Source organism: Amaricoccus sp. W119, assembly GCF_047275745.1.
Lineage (GTDB): Bacteria > Pseudomonadota > Alphaproteobacteria > Rhodobacterales > Rhodobacteraceae > Amaricoccus.
In genome coordinates, this window is record NZ_JBKQWU010000042.1 from 1 (window position 1) to 16,062 (window position 16,062).

Sequence of the window (16,062 nt, forward strand, 5' to 3'; positions counted from 1 at the left end):
CGCGCCCCCCGTGGTTACGGGGGGCGGCCCTTCGAAGGGAGGTCTTTGCAACGCGCGGCGGCTTTGATACGGGAAGGCCGGAATATCGCGCATGCGAAAGGCAGAAGATGAATCCGCTGTTCAAGCCGAAGCTCATCGCGGGTAACTCGAACAAGCCACTCGCAGCCGCCATCGCACGCAGGATCTCGATCCATCGCGGCGAACCCGTCGAACTCGTCGATATCCGGGTCGAACGCTTCAACGATCAGGAGATCTTCGTCGAGGTCTACGAGAACGTCCGCGGCGAGGACATGTTCATCATCCAGTCGACGTCGAATCCGGCGAACGACAATCTGATGGAACTCATGATCATGTGCGACGCGCTGCGCCGGTCATCGGCGGCGCGGATCACCGCGGTCATGCCCTATTTCGGCTACGCCCGGCAGGATCGACGCTCCAAGGCGCGCACGCCGATCTCGGCGAAACTGGTCGCGAACCTGCTGACCGTCGCGGGGATCGAACGGGTGCTGACGATGGACCTGCACGCGGCGCAGATCCAGGGTTTCTTCGACGTACCGGTCGACAACCTCTACGCCGCGCCGGTCTTCGCGCTCGACATCGCGCATCATTTCCCCGATCTCGATGCCGTCACCGTCGTCTCGCCCGATGTCGGCGGCGTCGCCCGCGCGCGCGAGCTCGCCGAGCGGATCGACGCCGATCTCGCGATCGTCGACAAGCGCCGCGCCGCCCCCGGCGAGATCGCCTCGATGACGGTGATCGGCGATGTCCGCGACCGGGTCTGCGTGATCGTGGACGACATCTGCGACACCGCCGGGACGCTGGTGAAGGCGGCCGACCTCCTGGTCGAGCATGGCGCGCGCGAAGTGCATGCCTATATCACCCACGGCGTGCTTTCGGGTCCCGCGATCGAGCGCGTATCGGCCTCGCAACTGAAGAGCCTCGTCGTCACCGATTCGATCGACCCCACACCGACGACCCGGGCCGCCGCCAATATCCGCGTCGTCCCCATCGCGCCGCTCTTCGGTCAGGCGATCCTGAACATCTCGAACGGCACCAGCGTCTCGTCGCTCTTCAACAGCAAGACGCTCGGGCCGATCTACGAAGCCTTCTACCCCTCGTCCTCGGAGTCGTGATGCTGATCCTCAAGGGCATTCTCATCGGGATCGGCGCGAACCTGCTGTTCGATCTCTGGGGCCTTCTCCTCGCGCGCCTGCCCGGCATGTCCAGGCCGAACTGGGCGCCGGTCGGCCGGTGGTTCTGGCATCTCCGCGAGGGCCGGGTGTTCCACGACGACATCGCGAAGGCGGCGCCCTATGCGCATGAGAACACGCTCGGCTGGATCGCGCACTACGCGGTGGCGATCCTCTATGGCGTGGTCTTCGCGCTGATCATGGGGCCTGATTGGTTCGCGAATCCGACCTTCCTGCCCGCCTGGATCTTCGCCATCGTCACGGTCGCGGCCGGCTGGTTCCTGCTGCAACCGGGGCTCGGCCTCGGCTGGGCGGCGTCGAAGGCACCGAATCCGGCGAAGGTCCGCGTGCTGAACCTCGCCGCCCACACCGTCTTCGGCATCGGGCTCTACGTCACGGCGCTCATGATCTAGGGCGGACATCCGTCCGCCCGACCCCGCCCCGCGGTTCGAGCCCGCGAGGCGGACAGAACCCCGCCCTACGCGAGCGTTCCGTCCGCGGTCAGCCGCCGCGCTCCCCGGAGATAGGGCGCGAGCGCTTCCGGCAGATCCACCGATCCGTCCGCCTGCTGGCCATTCTCCAGGACCGCGATCAGGCAGCGCCCAACGGCGAGGCCGGAGCCGTTCAGCGTATGGACGAACTCCGGTTTCGCCCCTTCGCCGCGCCGGAAGCGGGCGTTCATCCGCCGCGCCTGGAAGTCGCCGCAGACCGAGACCGAGCTGATCTCGCGATAGGTGCCCTGCCCCGGCAGCCAGACCTCGAGATCATGCGTGCGCGTGGCGCCGAAGCCCATGTCGCCCGTGCAAAGCACGATGGTCCGGTACGGCAGGCCGAGCGCCTCCAGTATGCCCTCGGCGCAGCGGGTCATGCGCCCGTGCTCCGCGTCGCTGTCCTCGGGCCGGGTGATCGAGACCATCTCGACCTTCTCGAACTGATGCTGGCGCAGCATCCCGGCGGTATCCTTGCCCGCCGAGCCCGCTTCCGAGCGGAAGCACTGAGTATACGCGACATGGCGGCGCGGCAGCGTCGCATCGTCGACGATCTCGCCCGCGACGATATTCGTCAGCGTCACCTCGGCGGTCGGCACCAGCCACCAGCCGTTCGTGGTCTGATAGCTGTCCTCGGCGAACTTCGGGAGCTGTCCGGTCCCGACCATCGCCTCGTCCTTCACGAGCACCGGCGTCCAGGTCTCGGTCAGGCCGTTCTCCACGACATGGGTGTCGATCATGAACTGGGCCAGCGCCCGCTGCAGCCGCGCCACGCCGCCCGAGAGCACGACGAAACGGCTGCCCGAAAGCTTCGCCGCCGTCTCGAAATCCATGCCGGCCCGAACGCCCGCGATCTCGAAATGCTCGGCCGGCGTGAAATCGAACTCCCGCGGGCTCCCCCAGCGGTGGATCTCGACATTGTCGTTCTCGTCGGCTCCGACCGGCACATCCTCGCGCGGTGTGTTCGGCAGTTCCATCAGCATCGCGGTCAGCCGCTCGTCGGCCTCGCCCGCCTCGGCCTGAAGCCGGGCGATCTCGTCCTTCTTCTCGCCGACCAGCGCGCGCAGCCGGTTGAACTCCGCCTCGTCGCCACGCGCCTTGGCAGCGCCGACTTCCTTGCTCGCGGCGTTGCGTTCGGCGAGCGCGGTCTCGGCGGCGGTGATCCGCGCCCGCCGGGTCTCGTCGAGCGACAGGATGCCGGCGGAGGCCGGCGCGAGCCCCCGGTCCGTCAGACCCTTGTCGAACGCCTGAGGCGCCTCGCGGATGAAGCGGATGTCGTGCATCGTCGGAAATCCCATCTCGTCATGCCGGGGTTCCTGCCCCGGCCGCCCTCCAAGAGCGAAAGCCCCCGGAGAAGTCAACCCGGGGACGTCAACCCGGGCGGGGTCAACCCCGCGACGCCTGCTCCGCGTGGGAGGTCACGCGGCCGTCACTCCAGCGGAAAGAAGATCGGGATGGCCATGACGACCGCCGCCCCGACGATCAGGTTCATCGGAATGCCGATCCTGAGAAAATCGGCGAAACGGTAGTCGCCCGCGCCATAGACCAGCGTGTTGGTCTGATAACCGATCGGCGTCGCGAAACTCGCGCTCGCCCCGAACATCACCGCGACGACGAAGGGCCGGGGATCGACGCCGATCTCCGTCGCGAGGCCGATCACGATCGGCGTCAGCACGACGGCGGTCGCGTTGTTGGTGACGATCTCGGTCAGCGTCGAGGCGAGGAGATAGACGACGATCAGCAGGAGCCAAGCCGGCCGGCCGGAGAGCCAGGGCGTGATCCATTCGAGCATCAGCCCGACCGCGCCCGTCGCCTCCAGTCCCGAACCGATCATCAGCATCGAGAAGATCAGGATCAGGATCGAGGCGTCGATCGAGCCCCAGGCCTCGTCGTTGTCGATGCACCGCAGGACGAGGAGCGCGGCCACCGCCATCATGGCAAGGATCTGGATGCTGGCGATCCCGAAGGCCGAGAGCCCGACCACCGCGGCGAGCGCGGCCACCACCCAGGGCGCATGGCTCCGGCGGAAGGCGCGGGCCGCGGGCTGCGAGATCGAGACGAGCTCGCCTGATTGGGCAAGCGCCTGGAACCCCTCCGCCGTGCCTTCGAGCAGGAGCTTGTCCGCCGGCCGGAGCCGGACCGAGGCGAGGTCGGCGCCCGCGACATGGCCGTGGCGATGCACGCCGAGGACGCGCGTGCCGTGGCGCCATATCATCGGCACCGAGCCGATCCGGTAGCCGGTCCGGTGCCGGCCCGGTGTCACGATCGCCTCGACGACCGAGCGCTCCGCGTCGCCGGCGGGCGCCATGCGGTTCATGCCGATCCGCAACCCCTTGGTATCGAGCAGCGTCAGGATCTCCGCCAGCGTCGCGACGATGACAAGCGCGTCGCCCCGGCGCAGTTCGCGTTCGTCGATACTCTCGCGCTCGATCTTGCCGCCCCGGCGGAAGCCCGTGATCCTGAGCCCGTCCGGCCGGAACTCCGGAGCCTCGCCGACCGTCTGCCCGATCAGCGGCGAATCCTGGGTGACGATGACCTCGGTGAGGTATTCCTGCGTGCCGGAAGCGGCGTCCTCGCCGACATCCGCCCCGCCTCGGTTCGGCAGCAGGAATGCGCCGAGCGTGCCCATCACCGCGACCCCCACCAGCATCGCGACGATCCCGACCGGCGTGATCTCGAAGATGCCGAAGGGTTCCAGCCCCGACGAGCGGGCGACGCCGTCGATCAGCAGGTTGGTCGAGGTCCCGATCAGCGTGAGCGTCCCGCCGAGGATCGCGGCGTAGGAGAGCGGGATCAGCATCCGCGTCGGCGCGAGACCGAGCGCGCCCGCGAGCCGGATCGCGACCGGGATCAGCACGAGCACCACGGGTGTGTTGTTGACGAAGCCCGAGGCGATCACCGTCGCCGTCAGGAAGCCAATCACCGCGATCCGCGGTCGAGTGGTGGCCTGGGCGATGATGAACCCCGCCATCGCATCGAGCAGGCCGGTCCTGACCAGCGCGCCCGAGATCACGAACATCGCCCCGATGGTGATCGGCGCGGGATTGGCGAAGGCCGCGCCGACCGCCTCGACCGGGGTGAGCCCGAGAAGCAGGAAGAGCGAGGCCCCGGCCGCCGCCGTCACGTCGGGCGGATACTTCTCGAGGACGAAGGCCACGAAAAGCCCCGCGAGAAGAATGAGCGCGACATGCGCCTCGTAGCCCTCGGGGATCAGAGGGATCATCGGTGCGCGCGTCCCGTCAGTCCTGTCCGCGTCATGCCTCCCGCCTCTCGATCATCGCCTCGTTCCTGGGCGCCTCGTTCCCGGGCAGCGCTCTCCGCCGTCCGAGCCACCTGCGATTGATGGCAGGGGTCACCGCCCGGTTGCAAGGGGGTTCGGACTTCCCGGAATCCGCGTTCCCGGAGAGCGGCTCGCGGCTTCACCACCTTTCGCCGGGTACCCGTCGAGGGGGCGACCGAAACGCCCAAGCGGCCGGGACCAGGGCGCCGACCGCGGGCATCCGCTTCGGAACCCGGCGAGCCTCCGCTTCCCCACCCGGCCATGACGGCCTAACCTCGGCGGCATGAACACGCTCGTGGCCCTTCTGCGCGCGGTCAACGTCGGCGGCGTCAAACTGCCGATGGCCGAACTGCGCGCCATGGCCGAGGCGGCGGGATACGAGAACGCGCGGACCTATATCCAGTCCGGCAATCTGGTCTTCGCAACCAGCGACGAAGCCGACGCCGCGCGCGCGGCTCTCGAGAAGCGCCTCGAACTTTACGCGGGCAAGCCGGTTGGCGTCGTCATGCGCACGGCGGAGGAAATGCGCGCGGTGCTGGATGCCAATCCGTTTCCCGACGCCGAGCCGAGCAAGGTCGGAATACTGTTCCTGGACGCCCCGCCGCCGCCCGAAACGATCGACGTGGCGCGGGGGCGCGCCGACGAAGCACTCGCGCTCGGGGCGCGTGAGATCTTTGTCCATTATCCGTCTGGCATGGGCCGTTCGAAACTGCGCTTTCCCGCGATGTCCGAGGGTACGTCCCGCAACGTCAACACGGTGAGAAAGCTGGTCGAAATGGTTGCCGAAACCTCCAGGCGATAGGGTCTTCCCGATCCGCGCGACCTGAGCGGCCGCCGCGGTGGCCCGTCATGCTGGTCGGCACGAAAAAGCCCCGGCCGTGGCCGGGGCTTCGTTGTCGTCTGGCAGGCGCGTCAGTGCGCGGGCGGCGTGGCGGAACTGCCAGAGGCGGCGGCGGCGGCCGCCTGAGCGGCCTTGGCCGCCTCCGCTTCCTCGTCCCATTCGATCGCCTCGGGCATCCGGGTCAGGGCGACCTTCAGCGCGTCCATCACATGCGTGACCGGGATCAGTTCGAGCCCGTTCTTCACATTGTCCGGGATCTCACGGAGATCCTTGACGTTATCGACCGGGATCAGCACAGTCGTGATCCCGCCCCGAAGCGCCGCGAGCAGCTTCTCCTTCAGCCCGCCGATCGGCAGCACATTGCCGCGCAGCGTGACCTCGCCGGTCATCGCAACGTCGCGGCGAACCGGAATGCCGGTCAGGACCGAGACGATCGAGGTGACCATCGCGATGCCGGCGCTCGGCCCGTCCTTCGGCGTCGCGCCCTCGGGCACGTGGACGTGGATGTCCACGCCTTCGAAGAGTGTCGGCTTCACACCGAGTTCCGGCGCCTTGGAGCGCACGAAGGACGAGGCGGCGTCGATCGACTCCTTCATCACGTCGCCGAGCTTGCCGGTCGTCTTCATCCGTCCCTTGCCGGGCAGTTTCAGCGCCTCGATCTGCAGGAGATCGCCGCCGACCTCGGTCCAGGCGAGACCGGTCACGACGCCGACCTGATCGGTCAGCTCCGCGAGGCCGTATTTGAAGCGGCGCACGCCGAGGAATTCCTCGAGGTTCTCCGCGCCCACCACGACCTTGTCGGTCTTGCCCTTCACGATCTCGGTCACCGCCTTGCGGCAGAGCTTGGCGATCTCGCGCTCCAGGTTCCGGACGCCGGCCTCCCGCGTGTAGTAGCGGACGATATCGCGCAGGCCCTCGTCGGTCAGCTCGAACTCACCGGGTTTCAGCCCGTGGCCCTTCTCCTGCTTCTCGACCAGATGCATCCGGGCGATGCCGGCCTTCTCGTCCTCGGTGTAGCCCGAGAGCGGGATGATCTCCATCCGGTCCAGAAGCGGGCGCGGCATGTTGTACGAGTTCGACGTGGTGATGAACATCACGTTCGAAAGGTCGTACTCCACCTCGAGATAGTGGTCCACGAAGGTCGAATTCTGCTCCGGATCGAGCACTTCGAGCATCGCCGAGGCGGGGTCGCCGCGGAAGTCCTGGCCCATCTTGTCGATCTCGTCGAGAAGGATCAGCGGGTTGTTGGTCTTCGCCTTCTTCATCGACTGGATGATCTTGCCGGGCATGGAGCCGATATAGGTCCGCCGGTGGCCGCGGATCTCCGCCTCGTCCCGGACACCGCCGAGCGAGATGCGGATGAACTCGCGCCCCGTCGCCCTGGCGATCGACTTGCCGAGCGAGGTCTTGCCGACGCCCGGAGGGCCGACGAGGCAGAGGATCGGCCCCTTCAGCTTGTCGCTGCGCGACTGCACCGCGAGGAATTCCACGATCCGGTCCTTGACCTTCTCGAGCCCGTAGTGATCGGCGTCGAGCACCTTCTGCGCGAGGCCGAGATCCTTCTTGATCCGGCTCTTCTTGCCCCAGGGGATCGACAGCATCCAGTCGAGGTAGTTGCGCACCACCGTCGCCTCGGCCGACATCGGCGACATGGTCCGGAGCTTCTTGAGCTCGGCCTGCGCCTTCTCCTTGGCCTCCTTCGAGAGCTTGGTATTGGCGATGCGCGCCTCGAACTCGGCCGCGTCGTCCTGGCCCTCGCCCTCGCCGCCCAGCTCGCGCTGGATCGCCTTCATCTGCTCGTTCAGATAGTATTCGCGCTGCGTCCGCTCCATCTGCGTCTTGACGCGGCTCTTGATCTTCTTCTCGACCTTCAGGACCGACATCTCGCCCTGCATCAGGCCGTAGATCTGCTCCAGCCGCTCGCCGACATCCGGCTCCTCGAGCAGCTTCTGCTTCTCTTCCAGCTTCGCGCCGAGATGGCCCGCGATCGTGTCGGCGAGCTTGGCGGGGGACATGGATTCGCCGACCGCCGCCACCGCCTCCTCGGGGATGTTGCGGTTGAGCTTGGCGTAGCGCTCGAATTCCTCGGCGACCGCGTGGCTCAGCGCCTTGATCGCCGCCTCATCCTTCTCGGTCTCCTCGATCTCCGAGGCGCGCGCCTCGAAATAGGCGTCGTTCTCGACGAAGTCGTCGATCCTCACGCGCGCCTTGCCCTCGACCAGCACCTTCACCGTGCCATCGGGCAGCTTCAGGAGCTGCAGCACATTGGCGATCACGCCCGTGCGATAGATACCCTCCGCCTTCGGCTCGTCCTCGGCGGCGTCGATCTGGCTGGCAAGCAGGATCTGCTTGTCATCCTGCATCACCGCTTCCAGAGCACGGACGGATTTCTCGCGACCGACGAAAAGCGGCACGATCATGTGCGGGAAAACCACGATGTCGCGCAGCGGAAGGACGGGATAGGACGAACTGCTCAACTCTGTCATGGGTACTGTCCTTGTCTGGCGAAGCGCCTGGTCCCGGCCCTTCCGGCAACCGAGGCGATCCCGCGAAGTCAGATGGCGCCCGCCGGCCGACGTTTCAAGTCCGCATACTGCGACGCGCCGCTGGCGGGTGCAAGTGACGGGCACGTGTGACAGAGGCGCGCGACAGCCCGCCCGCGGGGTCGCATGCCCGCCCCGCCGGTGCCCCGCGGAGCCGGCGGATCGTCAAAGAACTCGGCGTTTCCACGGCGTCGATTCCGTTTGCGCCTCAGGCGGGAGAAGATGTAAAATTGCGAACCGGACCTTTTTAGTGACCGATTACTTCGTCGCCCCTTGGGTGATTCAGCGCCGATCAGGGGCGACGAGCGCAGCGACAGGACATTCATCATGAACCGCATTCTCGCCGCGGCCGCTGCGGCATGCATGCTCGCGCCCCTGTTCTTCCAGCCCGCGAGCGCCGACACCCGGCCCGACCGGGGCGGTCACACGCTCGGCCAGGACTTCCAGATGAAGAAGGCGGAGTTGCGGGCGCGGAGCCGGGGCGGGCACCTTCTCGGCCCCGATTCCGCCGCCGCCGCCCGGCCGATCGCCAAACCCCGGCTCCTGGTCGACGCCGCCGATACCGTGCCCTGCCCCTCCGGTTGCGCCGGAACTCCCGCGGCGGGCAAGTAGCGGCCAGCCTTCGCCATCGGGCGGCGCGCGGTCAGACGGGCTCCAGGTCCCCCGCCGAACGCTCCGCCTCGAAACCGCGGACGAAGGCGTCGAGACCACCCGCAGCGATGGCGGCCCTGAGGCCCGCCATCAGCTCCTGATAATAATGCAGGTTGTGCCAGGTCAGCAGCATCGAGGCGATGATCTCGCCCGACTTGAAGACATGGTGCAGATAGGCGCGCGAATAGCTCCGGCAGGCCGGGCAGCCGCAGTCCGGATCGAGCGGGCGCGCATCCTCCGCGTGACGCGCATTCTTGATGTTGAGCGCGCCCCTGCGCGTGAAGACCTGCCCCGTGCGGCCCGAGCGCGAGGGCAGCACGCAGTCGAACATGTCCACGCCGCGGCGAACCGCGCCGACGATGTCGTCGGGCTTGCCGACGCCCATCAGATAGCGCGGTCGATCCTCGGGCAAGAAGCCGGGCGCGTAGTCGAGCACGCCGAACATCGCCTCCTGCCCCTCGCCGACGGCGAGCCCGCCGATCGCATAGCCGTCGAAGCCGATCCCGCGCAGCGCCGCCGCGCTTTCCTCGCGCAATTCCGGCGTGACGCCGCCCTGCATGATGCCGAAGAGCGCGTGGCCCGGGCGGTCGCCGAAGGCCTCGCGGGAGCGCAGCGCCCAGCGCATCGAGAGGCGCATCGATTTCGCCACCGCCTCCTCGCTCGCCGGCAGTGCTGGGCATTCGTCGAAACACATCACGATGTCGGAGCCGAGCAGCCGCTGGATCTCCATGCTGGTCTCGGGGCTCAGGAAATGCGTCGAGCCATCGACATGGGAGCGGAAGGTCACGCCCTCCTCGGTGAGCTTGCGCAACTCGTTGAGGCTCATCACCTGAAACCCGCCCGAGTCGGTCAGGATCGGCCGCTCCCAGTTCATGAACCGGTGCAGGCCCCCGAGCCGGCCCACCCGCTCCGCGCCGGGGCGGAGCATCAGGTGATAGGTGTTGCCGAGCAGGATATCGGCGCCGGTCGCGCGCACGCTCTCGGGCAGCATCGCCTTGACCGTGGCGGCGGTCCCGACCGGCATGAAGGCCGGCGTGCGGATCTCGCCGCGCGGCGTCTCGAGCGTCCCCGTGCGCGCCCGGCCATCCCGGCCGGTGATATGGAATGCGATTCGGCTCATGGCCCTCCGCATAGACCGAAGCCTGGGGCGCGACAAACGACTCGGTGCCCCTTCGCGCGACTTCGCGCCCACGCGCGGAACGGGGCGCCGCTCTGGTTGCTCTGATCGCTCGGCGAAGCGGGGGCTCGGGTTTACGAGTCGCGCGTTGAATCCTATATTCCTTGTCAGGAATTCCGCCGTGCCACAACGTGCCAAGGGGAAAGCGATGAACGACGAATCCGATGCCCCGATCGAGGGCACGCCACTGATCAAGCCGTCGACCGTGGATCATCCGCTCTACGACCAGATCGTCGAGGCCTGCCGCACCGTCTACGATCCCGAGATTCCGGTGAACATCTATGATCTCGGCCTCGTCTACACGATCGAGATTTCCGGCGAGGGCGACGTGGCGATCGCGATGAGCCTGACCGCGCCCGGCTGCCCGGTGGCGGGCGAGATGCCGGGCTGGGTCGCCGAGGCGGTCGAGCCGATCCCCGGCGTGCGTCAGGTGGATGTCGAGCTGGTCTGGGATCCGCAGTGGGGCATGGACATGATGTCCGACGAGGCGCGGCTGGAACTCGGCTTCATGTGAGCCGACCGGCGCCGCGACGCCCCATGACCCGGTCGCAGACGCAGGCACAGGAGCGGACACAGGCCTCCCGGCAATCGTCCCGGGCCCTGACCGTATTGACCGGCGATATCGTCAAGTCGGCCCGCTTGTCCGAGTCCGCGCTCGACGAGGCGATGGAGACGCTTCGGATGGGCGCGCGAACCCTGTGGGACTGGGGGGAGCGGCCGGGCGAGGCACCCGCCCAGTTCGCGCGCTTCCGCGGCGACGGCTGGCAATGTGTCGCCCCGACCCCTGCCCTGGCGCTGCGCTCCAGTCTCTATCTGCGCGCCTGCCTCCGTCGCCTGGGACGGGAATACGAGACGCGGATCTCGGTCGGGATCGGGCCGGGAAGCCTGTCGGGCGACGCGCCGGAGCGGTGGAACGCCCTGGCTGGCGCGAGCGGCGCCGCCTTCGAACTGTCCGGCCGCGGGCTCGATGACATGAACCGCTCGCGCCAACTGGTGATCGACTGGAGCGAGCCTCCGCGCGACGCCGCGCTCATCGACTCGATCTTCGCGCTGACGGACGAGATTTCGCGCCTCTGGACGCCCCGGCAGGCGGAGTTCCTCGCCGAGACCCTCTCCCCCGGTGACTCGCCGCAGGAAAAGCTCGCGGAACGGCGCGGGATCACGCAGCAGACCGTGGCCGAGCACCTGCGTGCCGGAGGCGACTGGGCCCTGCGGACGGCCCTGACGGCGGTGGAAGGCCGCTCATGACAGCCTTTCCGGCCTGTTTGGCGAATTACAGCCTTCAGAGGCTGTTATCGCGGATACAGCCCCCAGAGGCTGTACATGCTTGAAACCGCGGTGGCGCTGCTGCTCGGGCACATGCTGGGCGACTTCATCCTGCAGACCGGGGCCATGGTGGCGGGGAAGAACCGGCCGGCCTTTCTGCTCGCCCATGTCGGCGTCGTCCTGCTCGCGACCTGGGCGGCGCTGGGCTTCCCGCTCACGCCCTGGCCGCTTCTTCTGATCGGGATCAGTCACTTCGGAACCGACCTTCTCAAGCAGCGTTACACCGCGCGACGCCGCGCCCGCCACCGGCCCGCCGGCTTCGCCGCCTTCGCCATCGATCAGGCGGCGCATCTCGCGGCGATCTGGCTCGCGGCGAGTCTCTGGCCGGAGACATGGGCCGCGGGCCTCTGGTCCGAACCCGCGCTGCTGGAGCGGCTTCCGGGGCTCAGCCGCCTGCCCGAGGCGATGGCGCTCGCGGCCGGGGTCATCGCGACGGTCTGGGCGGGCGGATACGCCGTGCAGGAGCTGATCGCGGGGCTGAGGCTGCCCGCGAACCCCGAAACCGACACGAGCCTGCCGCTCGGCGGCCGGATGATCGGGCGCCTGGAGCGGCTGATGATCCTGATGCTCGTCCTCGCGGAACAGCCCGACGGAATAGGCTTCCTCATCGCTGCGAAATCCATCCTGCGCTTCAACGAGATCAGCAAGGGCGATGGCGACCGCGAGGCGAGCGAATACGTGATCATTGGCACGCTCGCGAGCTTCGCCTGGGCGATCGCCATGAGCTATGGCACCAACGCGCTTCTCCATGCGCTCCGGGCGGGCTGAGGCGGTTCCGGTCGGGGCGCACGGAGAAGGCCGGACCGGGGCCAGCCCTCCGGCCTTGAGACCGGGGCTCCGCCACCCTATTCTTATGGGCGACACTCCACTGAGAACGGATTTCGCGAGATGTTCGGCATTCCCGGCAAAGCGCCGATCAGCATGACCCCCCGCGCCGAGGCGCAGATCGCCCGGCTGATGGCGAAGGGCGGCTCCAAGGGGCTCCGCATCGGCGTGAAGAAGGGCGGCTGCGCCGGCATGGAATACACGATGGACTATGTCAACGAGATCAGCCCGCATGACGAGGTGGTCGAACAGAACGGCGCCCGGGTGATGATCGCGCCGATGGCGCAGATGTTCCTCTTCGGGACCGAGATCGACTACGCGACCGACCTGCTCGAGTCGGGGTTCAGGTTCAACAACCCCAATGTCGTCGACGCCTGCGGCTGCGGCGAGTCGATCAAGTTCGCCGGCATGTGAGATGGCCGTCTCCGCCGAGACGCGCGCCTTTGTCCTCGAACTCTTCGACGGCCTGCCCGATGTGACGCATCGCCGGATGATGGGCGGGCTCGCGATCTATTCGCGCGGGCAGGTCTTCTGCCTCGTGGGGCTCGGCGAGCGGATCTTCATCAAGGCGAAGGGCGGGCTCGCCGAGGCGATGGCCGCGGAGGGCTCGGAGCGCTTCGCCTACACGCGCAGGAACGGGCGGGTGGACGGAATGAACTACTGGACCCTGCCCGAGGCCGCGCTCGACGATCCCGATCTCGCCTGCGACTGGGCGCGGCGCGCGCTCGAAGCGGTCGCGGCCGAGGAGGAAGCGCGGTTCTCCTGATCCCGCGCTTTCCCGGCGTGCTCTCCCTCAGATGCTCTCCCCACGTGCTTTCCCTCTCAGGGCGCCTCTGCTAGCAGGGATGCGAGTTCTTCTCGGGAGGCTAGCACCATGGCATTGCGCAAACTCGTCGCCGGAAACTGGAAGATGCACGGCCGGGCATCCTCGCTCGCGGTCGTCGAGACGCTCGTCGACAAGCATCTGAACCCCGCCTGCGACGTGCTGGTCTGCCCGCCCGCGACCCTGATCGGCCGGCTGTCCGGCCGCGGCGTTCCGGTTGGCGGCCAGGATTGCCACTGGGAAACGCTCGGCGCCCATACCGGCGACATCGCGGCGGAGATGCTCGCCGACGCGGGCGCGGAAGCGGTCATTCTCGGCCATTCGGAACGGCGCGCCGACCATGGCGAGACGGACGAGATCGTGGCGATGAAGACCGCCGCCGCCTGGCGCGCCGGCCTGCGCGCCATCGTCTGCGTCGGCGAGACCGAAGCGGAGCGCGACGCGGGACAGACGCTGGCCTGTATCGCGGCGCAGCTCGCGGGCTCGGTCCCCGAGGAGGCCACGGGCGACAATCTCGTGATCGCCTACGAGCCGGTCTGGGCGATCGGCACCGGCCGAACGCCGACGCTGGCACAGATCGCCGAGGTCCATGCCTTCATTCGCGAGAGCCTGGAGACCCGCTTCGGCCATGGCATCGCCCACGCGATCCGCCTGCTCTATGGCGGCTCGGTGAAGCCCGGCAACGCCGCGGAGATCTTCGAGGTGAAGAACGTCGATGGCGCCCTCGTCGGCGGGGCCTCGCTGAAGGCCGAGGACTTCGGCGCCATCATCGCCGCCGCCTAGTGAGCTTGCCTCCCCGCCCGCGGACCCCAGGGCGGTACCTCCATGCCAACCCCGAGACGGCCGGCGCCGCGGGGTTGGAAGATGAAGTTGTTCACGAAATCCGGGTTGCGCCTGCCACCATAGGCCTGACGCAGCTCCGGAGCCTGGTGCCTGGCGATATCGAAACCCTTCAGGCTTTCGATCCTGCCACGCCGGATGAAGAATCCGTCATATCCGTGGCCGTGCATCATCGCATGGACATCCTCGAAGCAGCCGGGCATGCGGAAGTCCTCCACTTCGACGATCACCGTCGGCCCGTGCTTCCGCAGCGTCTCCGTCGCGCCCCGCAGCACCGCCGCTTCATGGCCTTCGACGTCGATCTTGATGACGGAGACGCCATCGAACTCGTAATCGTCCAGGCGACGGCATTCGACTTCGACATCGCGCATCCGGGCGAAATCGACGGCGTGGCAGGTTTCGATGCTGCCGCGTGAATGGATCTCCCGCTCGCCCAGGACCGGAATGTGGATGACCACGTTTCCCGCCCGGTCGGAGAGCGCGATCTCGTGCACGGAGGCGCGGGCGCCGAGGGTCGCACGCAAGGCCCGCGAGAGCGTCGGATGCGGTTCGAACACCTCGACCGATTTGGTGAACCGGCAGGCATAGACCGCGTAGGTGCCGAGATTGCCGCCGACGTCGATGAAGGTTCCGCCGCCCGAAAGCAGCGCCGGAAGCAGCCGGATCTCGGCCTCTCCCTTCCAGAGTTCGCGCCCTACGCGAAGATCGCCCTGATATCTGTCGGGAACAAACGAACCAATTCTACTTCCGATTGAAAGCATCTCATCCCCTTGGAAAATATTATTATTGTCTGGTTCCGCTATATCACGAAACGGAGACCGCGAAGCGATTCGTTCATGAATCGCTGAATCCGGGAACCGGCGCGGGGGGCCCGCCGCGTCGCCTCCCGATCTTCGCCACGTTCCCGGAAGCGCCCTCAGCCGGCCGCGCGGCCGCTCCGGGGCTGGATGCCGTAATGCGCGGCCAGCCGCTCCAGCGCGATCTTCAGCACCACCTTTCCGGAGCGGGCGGACCAGCCCAGCCGTTTTTCTGCCGTTTCAAGGCCTTCCAGGAAGCAGCAGATGCGGAACACGATATCCGAGAGGCCGGGGCCGAGCGCCTCCATCGCCTTTGCGACCCGCGTCCGCGCATCCGGCGAGCCATCCGCGATGTCGCGCGGCCCGAGGCCGCCCCGGCTCGCCCCGGCCGTCAGGAAGCGCTCCCAGTTCTGTGCGACACGTGGTCCCATGCCGGCGAGTTCGAAATCCTCGCGGAGCCGCTCGCCCGCCTCGATGAGTTCCGGCGTCAGATAGGCGATTCCGTCCTTGTCGCGCTTGCGGCCCAGCACCAGCAGCGGGCTTTCGGCGAGGTTGAAGCGCATCCGCCGCGCGCCCGAGCCGTCATCCGTCATCACGCTGCGCTCGGCAAAGAAGCGATGCTGCTCCTGGAACGGCGACTGCGCCTCGGCGAAGCCGCATTTCGGCTCGCGGCGTTCGCGATCCTCGACCAGCAGGCGTTTCAGGGCCGCCCGGCCGACGGAGGTGATCGTGTAGCACGAGACCTTGCCCGGCCGTTCGCAGGCGATCCACTCCTGCAGCGCGAAGGCATGCGCCACCTCGCGGTCCACGACGGCGATCCGGTTCTGCTTGCCCGGCACCACCTCGCGCAGCACCACCGCCTTCTCCATGTTGGGCGCCACGGCGAGGAAGGCGCCCTTCTCGCAGAGGCGCCGCAGGATGCGCCTCGCCTCCTGATCGATGCGCTCCCCGGACGGGCCGGGGGCGCGGGTCTCGACGGTTTGAATGGCCGCTTCACGCATGTCTGTCTTCTCCTCCTGGGTCGCGGGGCTTGGGGCATAGAGTTGGCCGATCCGGTCGAGCGCCTCGTCCACGAGCGGATCTTCCCGCAGGGCCTCGACCCGACGGACCTGCCGCATCACCGTGGAAGCATGGCAGCCCTTGTGGCGGGCAAGCGCGCGCAGCGTCTGCCCGGCGGCCACGTGCGAGAGGTAGGTCGCGGCCTGTTCCGGAAGCCATCCGGGGAGCCGCGAGGGCGGGGGAACTTGAAGATCCAGGCCAGGATCGGAAGGGGGACGTATC

The 16,062-nt window shown here is 67.8% G+C and carries 16 protein-coding genes; 10 read left to right on the plus strand and 6 right to left on the minus strand.

Going from position 1 to position 16,062, the window contains the following annotated elements; genetic code table 11:
- Positions 1-107 precede the first annotated feature (107 nt).
- Together ACLJK8_RS16605 and ACLJK8_RS16610 are read left to right on the plus strand one after the other, a co-directional pair.
- The gene (locus ACLJK8_RS16605; protein ID WP_413151463.1) at positions 108-1,133 is read left to right on the plus strand and encodes a ribose-phosphate pyrophosphokinase; all 1,026 of its coding nucleotides are present in this window, start codon (positions 108-110) and stop codon (positions 1,131-1,133) included.
- Positions 1,133-1,603, plus strand: a complete 471-nt coding sequence (locus ACLJK8_RS16610; protein ID WP_413151464.1) for a DUF2938 domain-containing protein — start codon at positions 1,133-1,135, stop codon at positions 1,601-1,603. Before ACLJK8_RS16605 ends, ACLJK8_RS16610 begins: the two co-directional genes overlap by 1 nt.
- A gap of 65 nt (positions 1,604-1,668) precedes the next feature.
- On the opposite strand, the gene serS is transcribed toward ACLJK8_RS16610, so the two are convergent.
- Both serS and ACLJK8_RS16620 read right to left on the minus strand, forming a co-directional pair.
- The gene (gene serS, locus ACLJK8_RS16615) at positions 1,669-2,961 is read right to left on the minus strand and encodes a serine--tRNA ligase (RefSeq protein WP_413151465.1); all 1,293 of its coding nucleotides are present in this window, start codon (positions 2,959-2,961) and stop codon (positions 1,669-1,671) included.
- 146 nt (positions 2,962-3,107) lie between these two features.
- Positions 3,108-4,901, minus strand: coding sequence for an SLC13 family permease (locus ACLJK8_RS16620; protein ID WP_413151466.1), 1,794 nt, complete (start codon positions 4,899-4,901; stop codon positions 3,108-3,110).
- Between the two features lie 340 nt (positions 4,902-5,241).
- On the opposite strand from ACLJK8_RS16620, the gene ACLJK8_RS16625 reads away from it, so the two are divergent.
- On the plus strand, positions 5,242-5,760 hold the full coding sequence (locus tag ACLJK8_RS16625; protein WP_413151467.1) for a DUF1697 domain-containing protein: 519 nt from the start codon (positions 5,242-5,244) through the stop codon (positions 5,758-5,760).
- 110 nt (positions 5,761-5,870) lie between these two features.
- On the opposite strand, the gene lon is transcribed toward ACLJK8_RS16625, so the two are convergent.
- Positions 5,871-8,285 carry an endopeptidase La gene (gene lon / locus ACLJK8_RS16630; protein ID WP_413151468.1) on the minus strand — a complete coding sequence of 805 codons (2,415 nt, stop codon included), beginning with the start codon at positions 8,283-8,285 and terminating at the stop codon, positions 5,871-5,873.
- A 384-nt stretch (positions 8,286-8,669) separates the two neighbouring features.
- On the opposite strand from lon, the gene ACLJK8_RS16635 reads away from it, so the two are divergent.
- Positions 8,670-8,954 (plus strand): hypothetical protein, encoded by a 285-nt coding sequence (locus ACLJK8_RS16635; RefSeq protein WP_413151469.1) that lies wholly within the window; start codon positions 8,670-8,672, stop codon positions 8,952-8,954.
- 31 nt (positions 8,955-8,985) lie between these two features.
- On the opposite strand, the gene tgt is transcribed toward ACLJK8_RS16635, so the two are convergent.
- Complete coding sequence (gene tgt, locus ACLJK8_RS16640) at positions 8,986-10,113, minus strand: tRNA guanosine(34) transglycosylase Tgt (protein WP_413151470.1); 1,128 nt, start codon at positions 10,111-10,113, stop codon at positions 8,986-8,988.
- Between the two features lie 205 nt (positions 10,114-10,318).
- On the opposite strand from tgt, the gene ACLJK8_RS16645 reads away from it, so the two are divergent.
- The 6 genes from ACLJK8_RS16645 (at position 10,319) to tpiA (ending at position 13,927) form a co-directional block, all read left to right on the plus strand.
- Positions 10,319-10,684, plus strand: coding sequence for an SUF system Fe-S cluster assembly protein (locus ACLJK8_RS16645; protein WP_413151471.1), 366 nt, complete (start codon positions 10,319-10,321; stop codon positions 10,682-10,684).
- Positions 10,685-10,707: 23 nt separating this feature from the next.
- Positions 10,708-11,418, plus strand: a complete 711-nt coding sequence (locus ACLJK8_RS16650; RefSeq protein WP_413151472.1) for a hypothetical protein — start codon at positions 10,708-10,710, stop codon at positions 11,416-11,418.
- A gap of 75 nt (positions 11,419-11,493) precedes the next feature.
- On the plus strand, positions 11,494-12,264 hold the full coding sequence (locus ACLJK8_RS16655; RefSeq protein ID WP_413151473.1) for a DUF3307 domain-containing protein: 771 nt from the start codon (positions 11,494-11,496) through the stop codon (positions 12,262-12,264).
- A 120-nt stretch (positions 12,265-12,384) separates the two neighbouring features.
- Positions 12,385-12,735 (plus strand): HesB/IscA family protein, encoded by a 351-nt coding sequence (locus ACLJK8_RS16660; RefSeq protein ID WP_413151474.1) that lies wholly within the window; start codon positions 12,385-12,387, stop codon positions 12,733-12,735.
- A gap of 1 nt (position 12,736) precedes the next feature.
- On the plus strand, positions 12,737-13,087 hold the full coding sequence (locus ACLJK8_RS16665; protein WP_413151475.1) for a TfoX/Sxy family protein: 351 nt from the start codon (positions 12,737-12,739) through the stop codon (positions 13,085-13,087).
- 108 nt (positions 13,088-13,195) lie between these two features.
- Entirely contained in the window at positions 13,196-13,927 is a 732-nt protein-coding gene (gene tpiA, locus ACLJK8_RS16670) for a triose-phosphate isomerase (RefSeq protein ID WP_413151476.1), read from the plus strand.
- On the opposite strand, the gene ACLJK8_RS16675 is transcribed toward tpiA, so the two are convergent.
- Together ACLJK8_RS16675 and ACLJK8_RS16680 are read right to left on the minus strand one after the other, a co-directional pair.
- Entirely contained in the window at positions 13,924-14,745 is an 822-nt protein-coding gene (locus ACLJK8_RS16675) for an FkbM family methyltransferase (protein WP_413151477.1), read from the minus strand. The two genes, tpiA and ACLJK8_RS16675, sit on opposite strands and share 4 nt — an antisense overlap.
- A 155-nt stretch (positions 14,746-14,900) precedes the next feature.
- Positions 14,901-15,962, minus strand: coding sequence for a DUF6456 domain-containing protein (locus ACLJK8_RS16680; RefSeq protein WP_413151478.1), 1,062 nt, complete (start codon positions 15,960-15,962; stop codon positions 14,901-14,903).
- Positions 15,963-16,062: the final 100 nt, after the last annotated feature.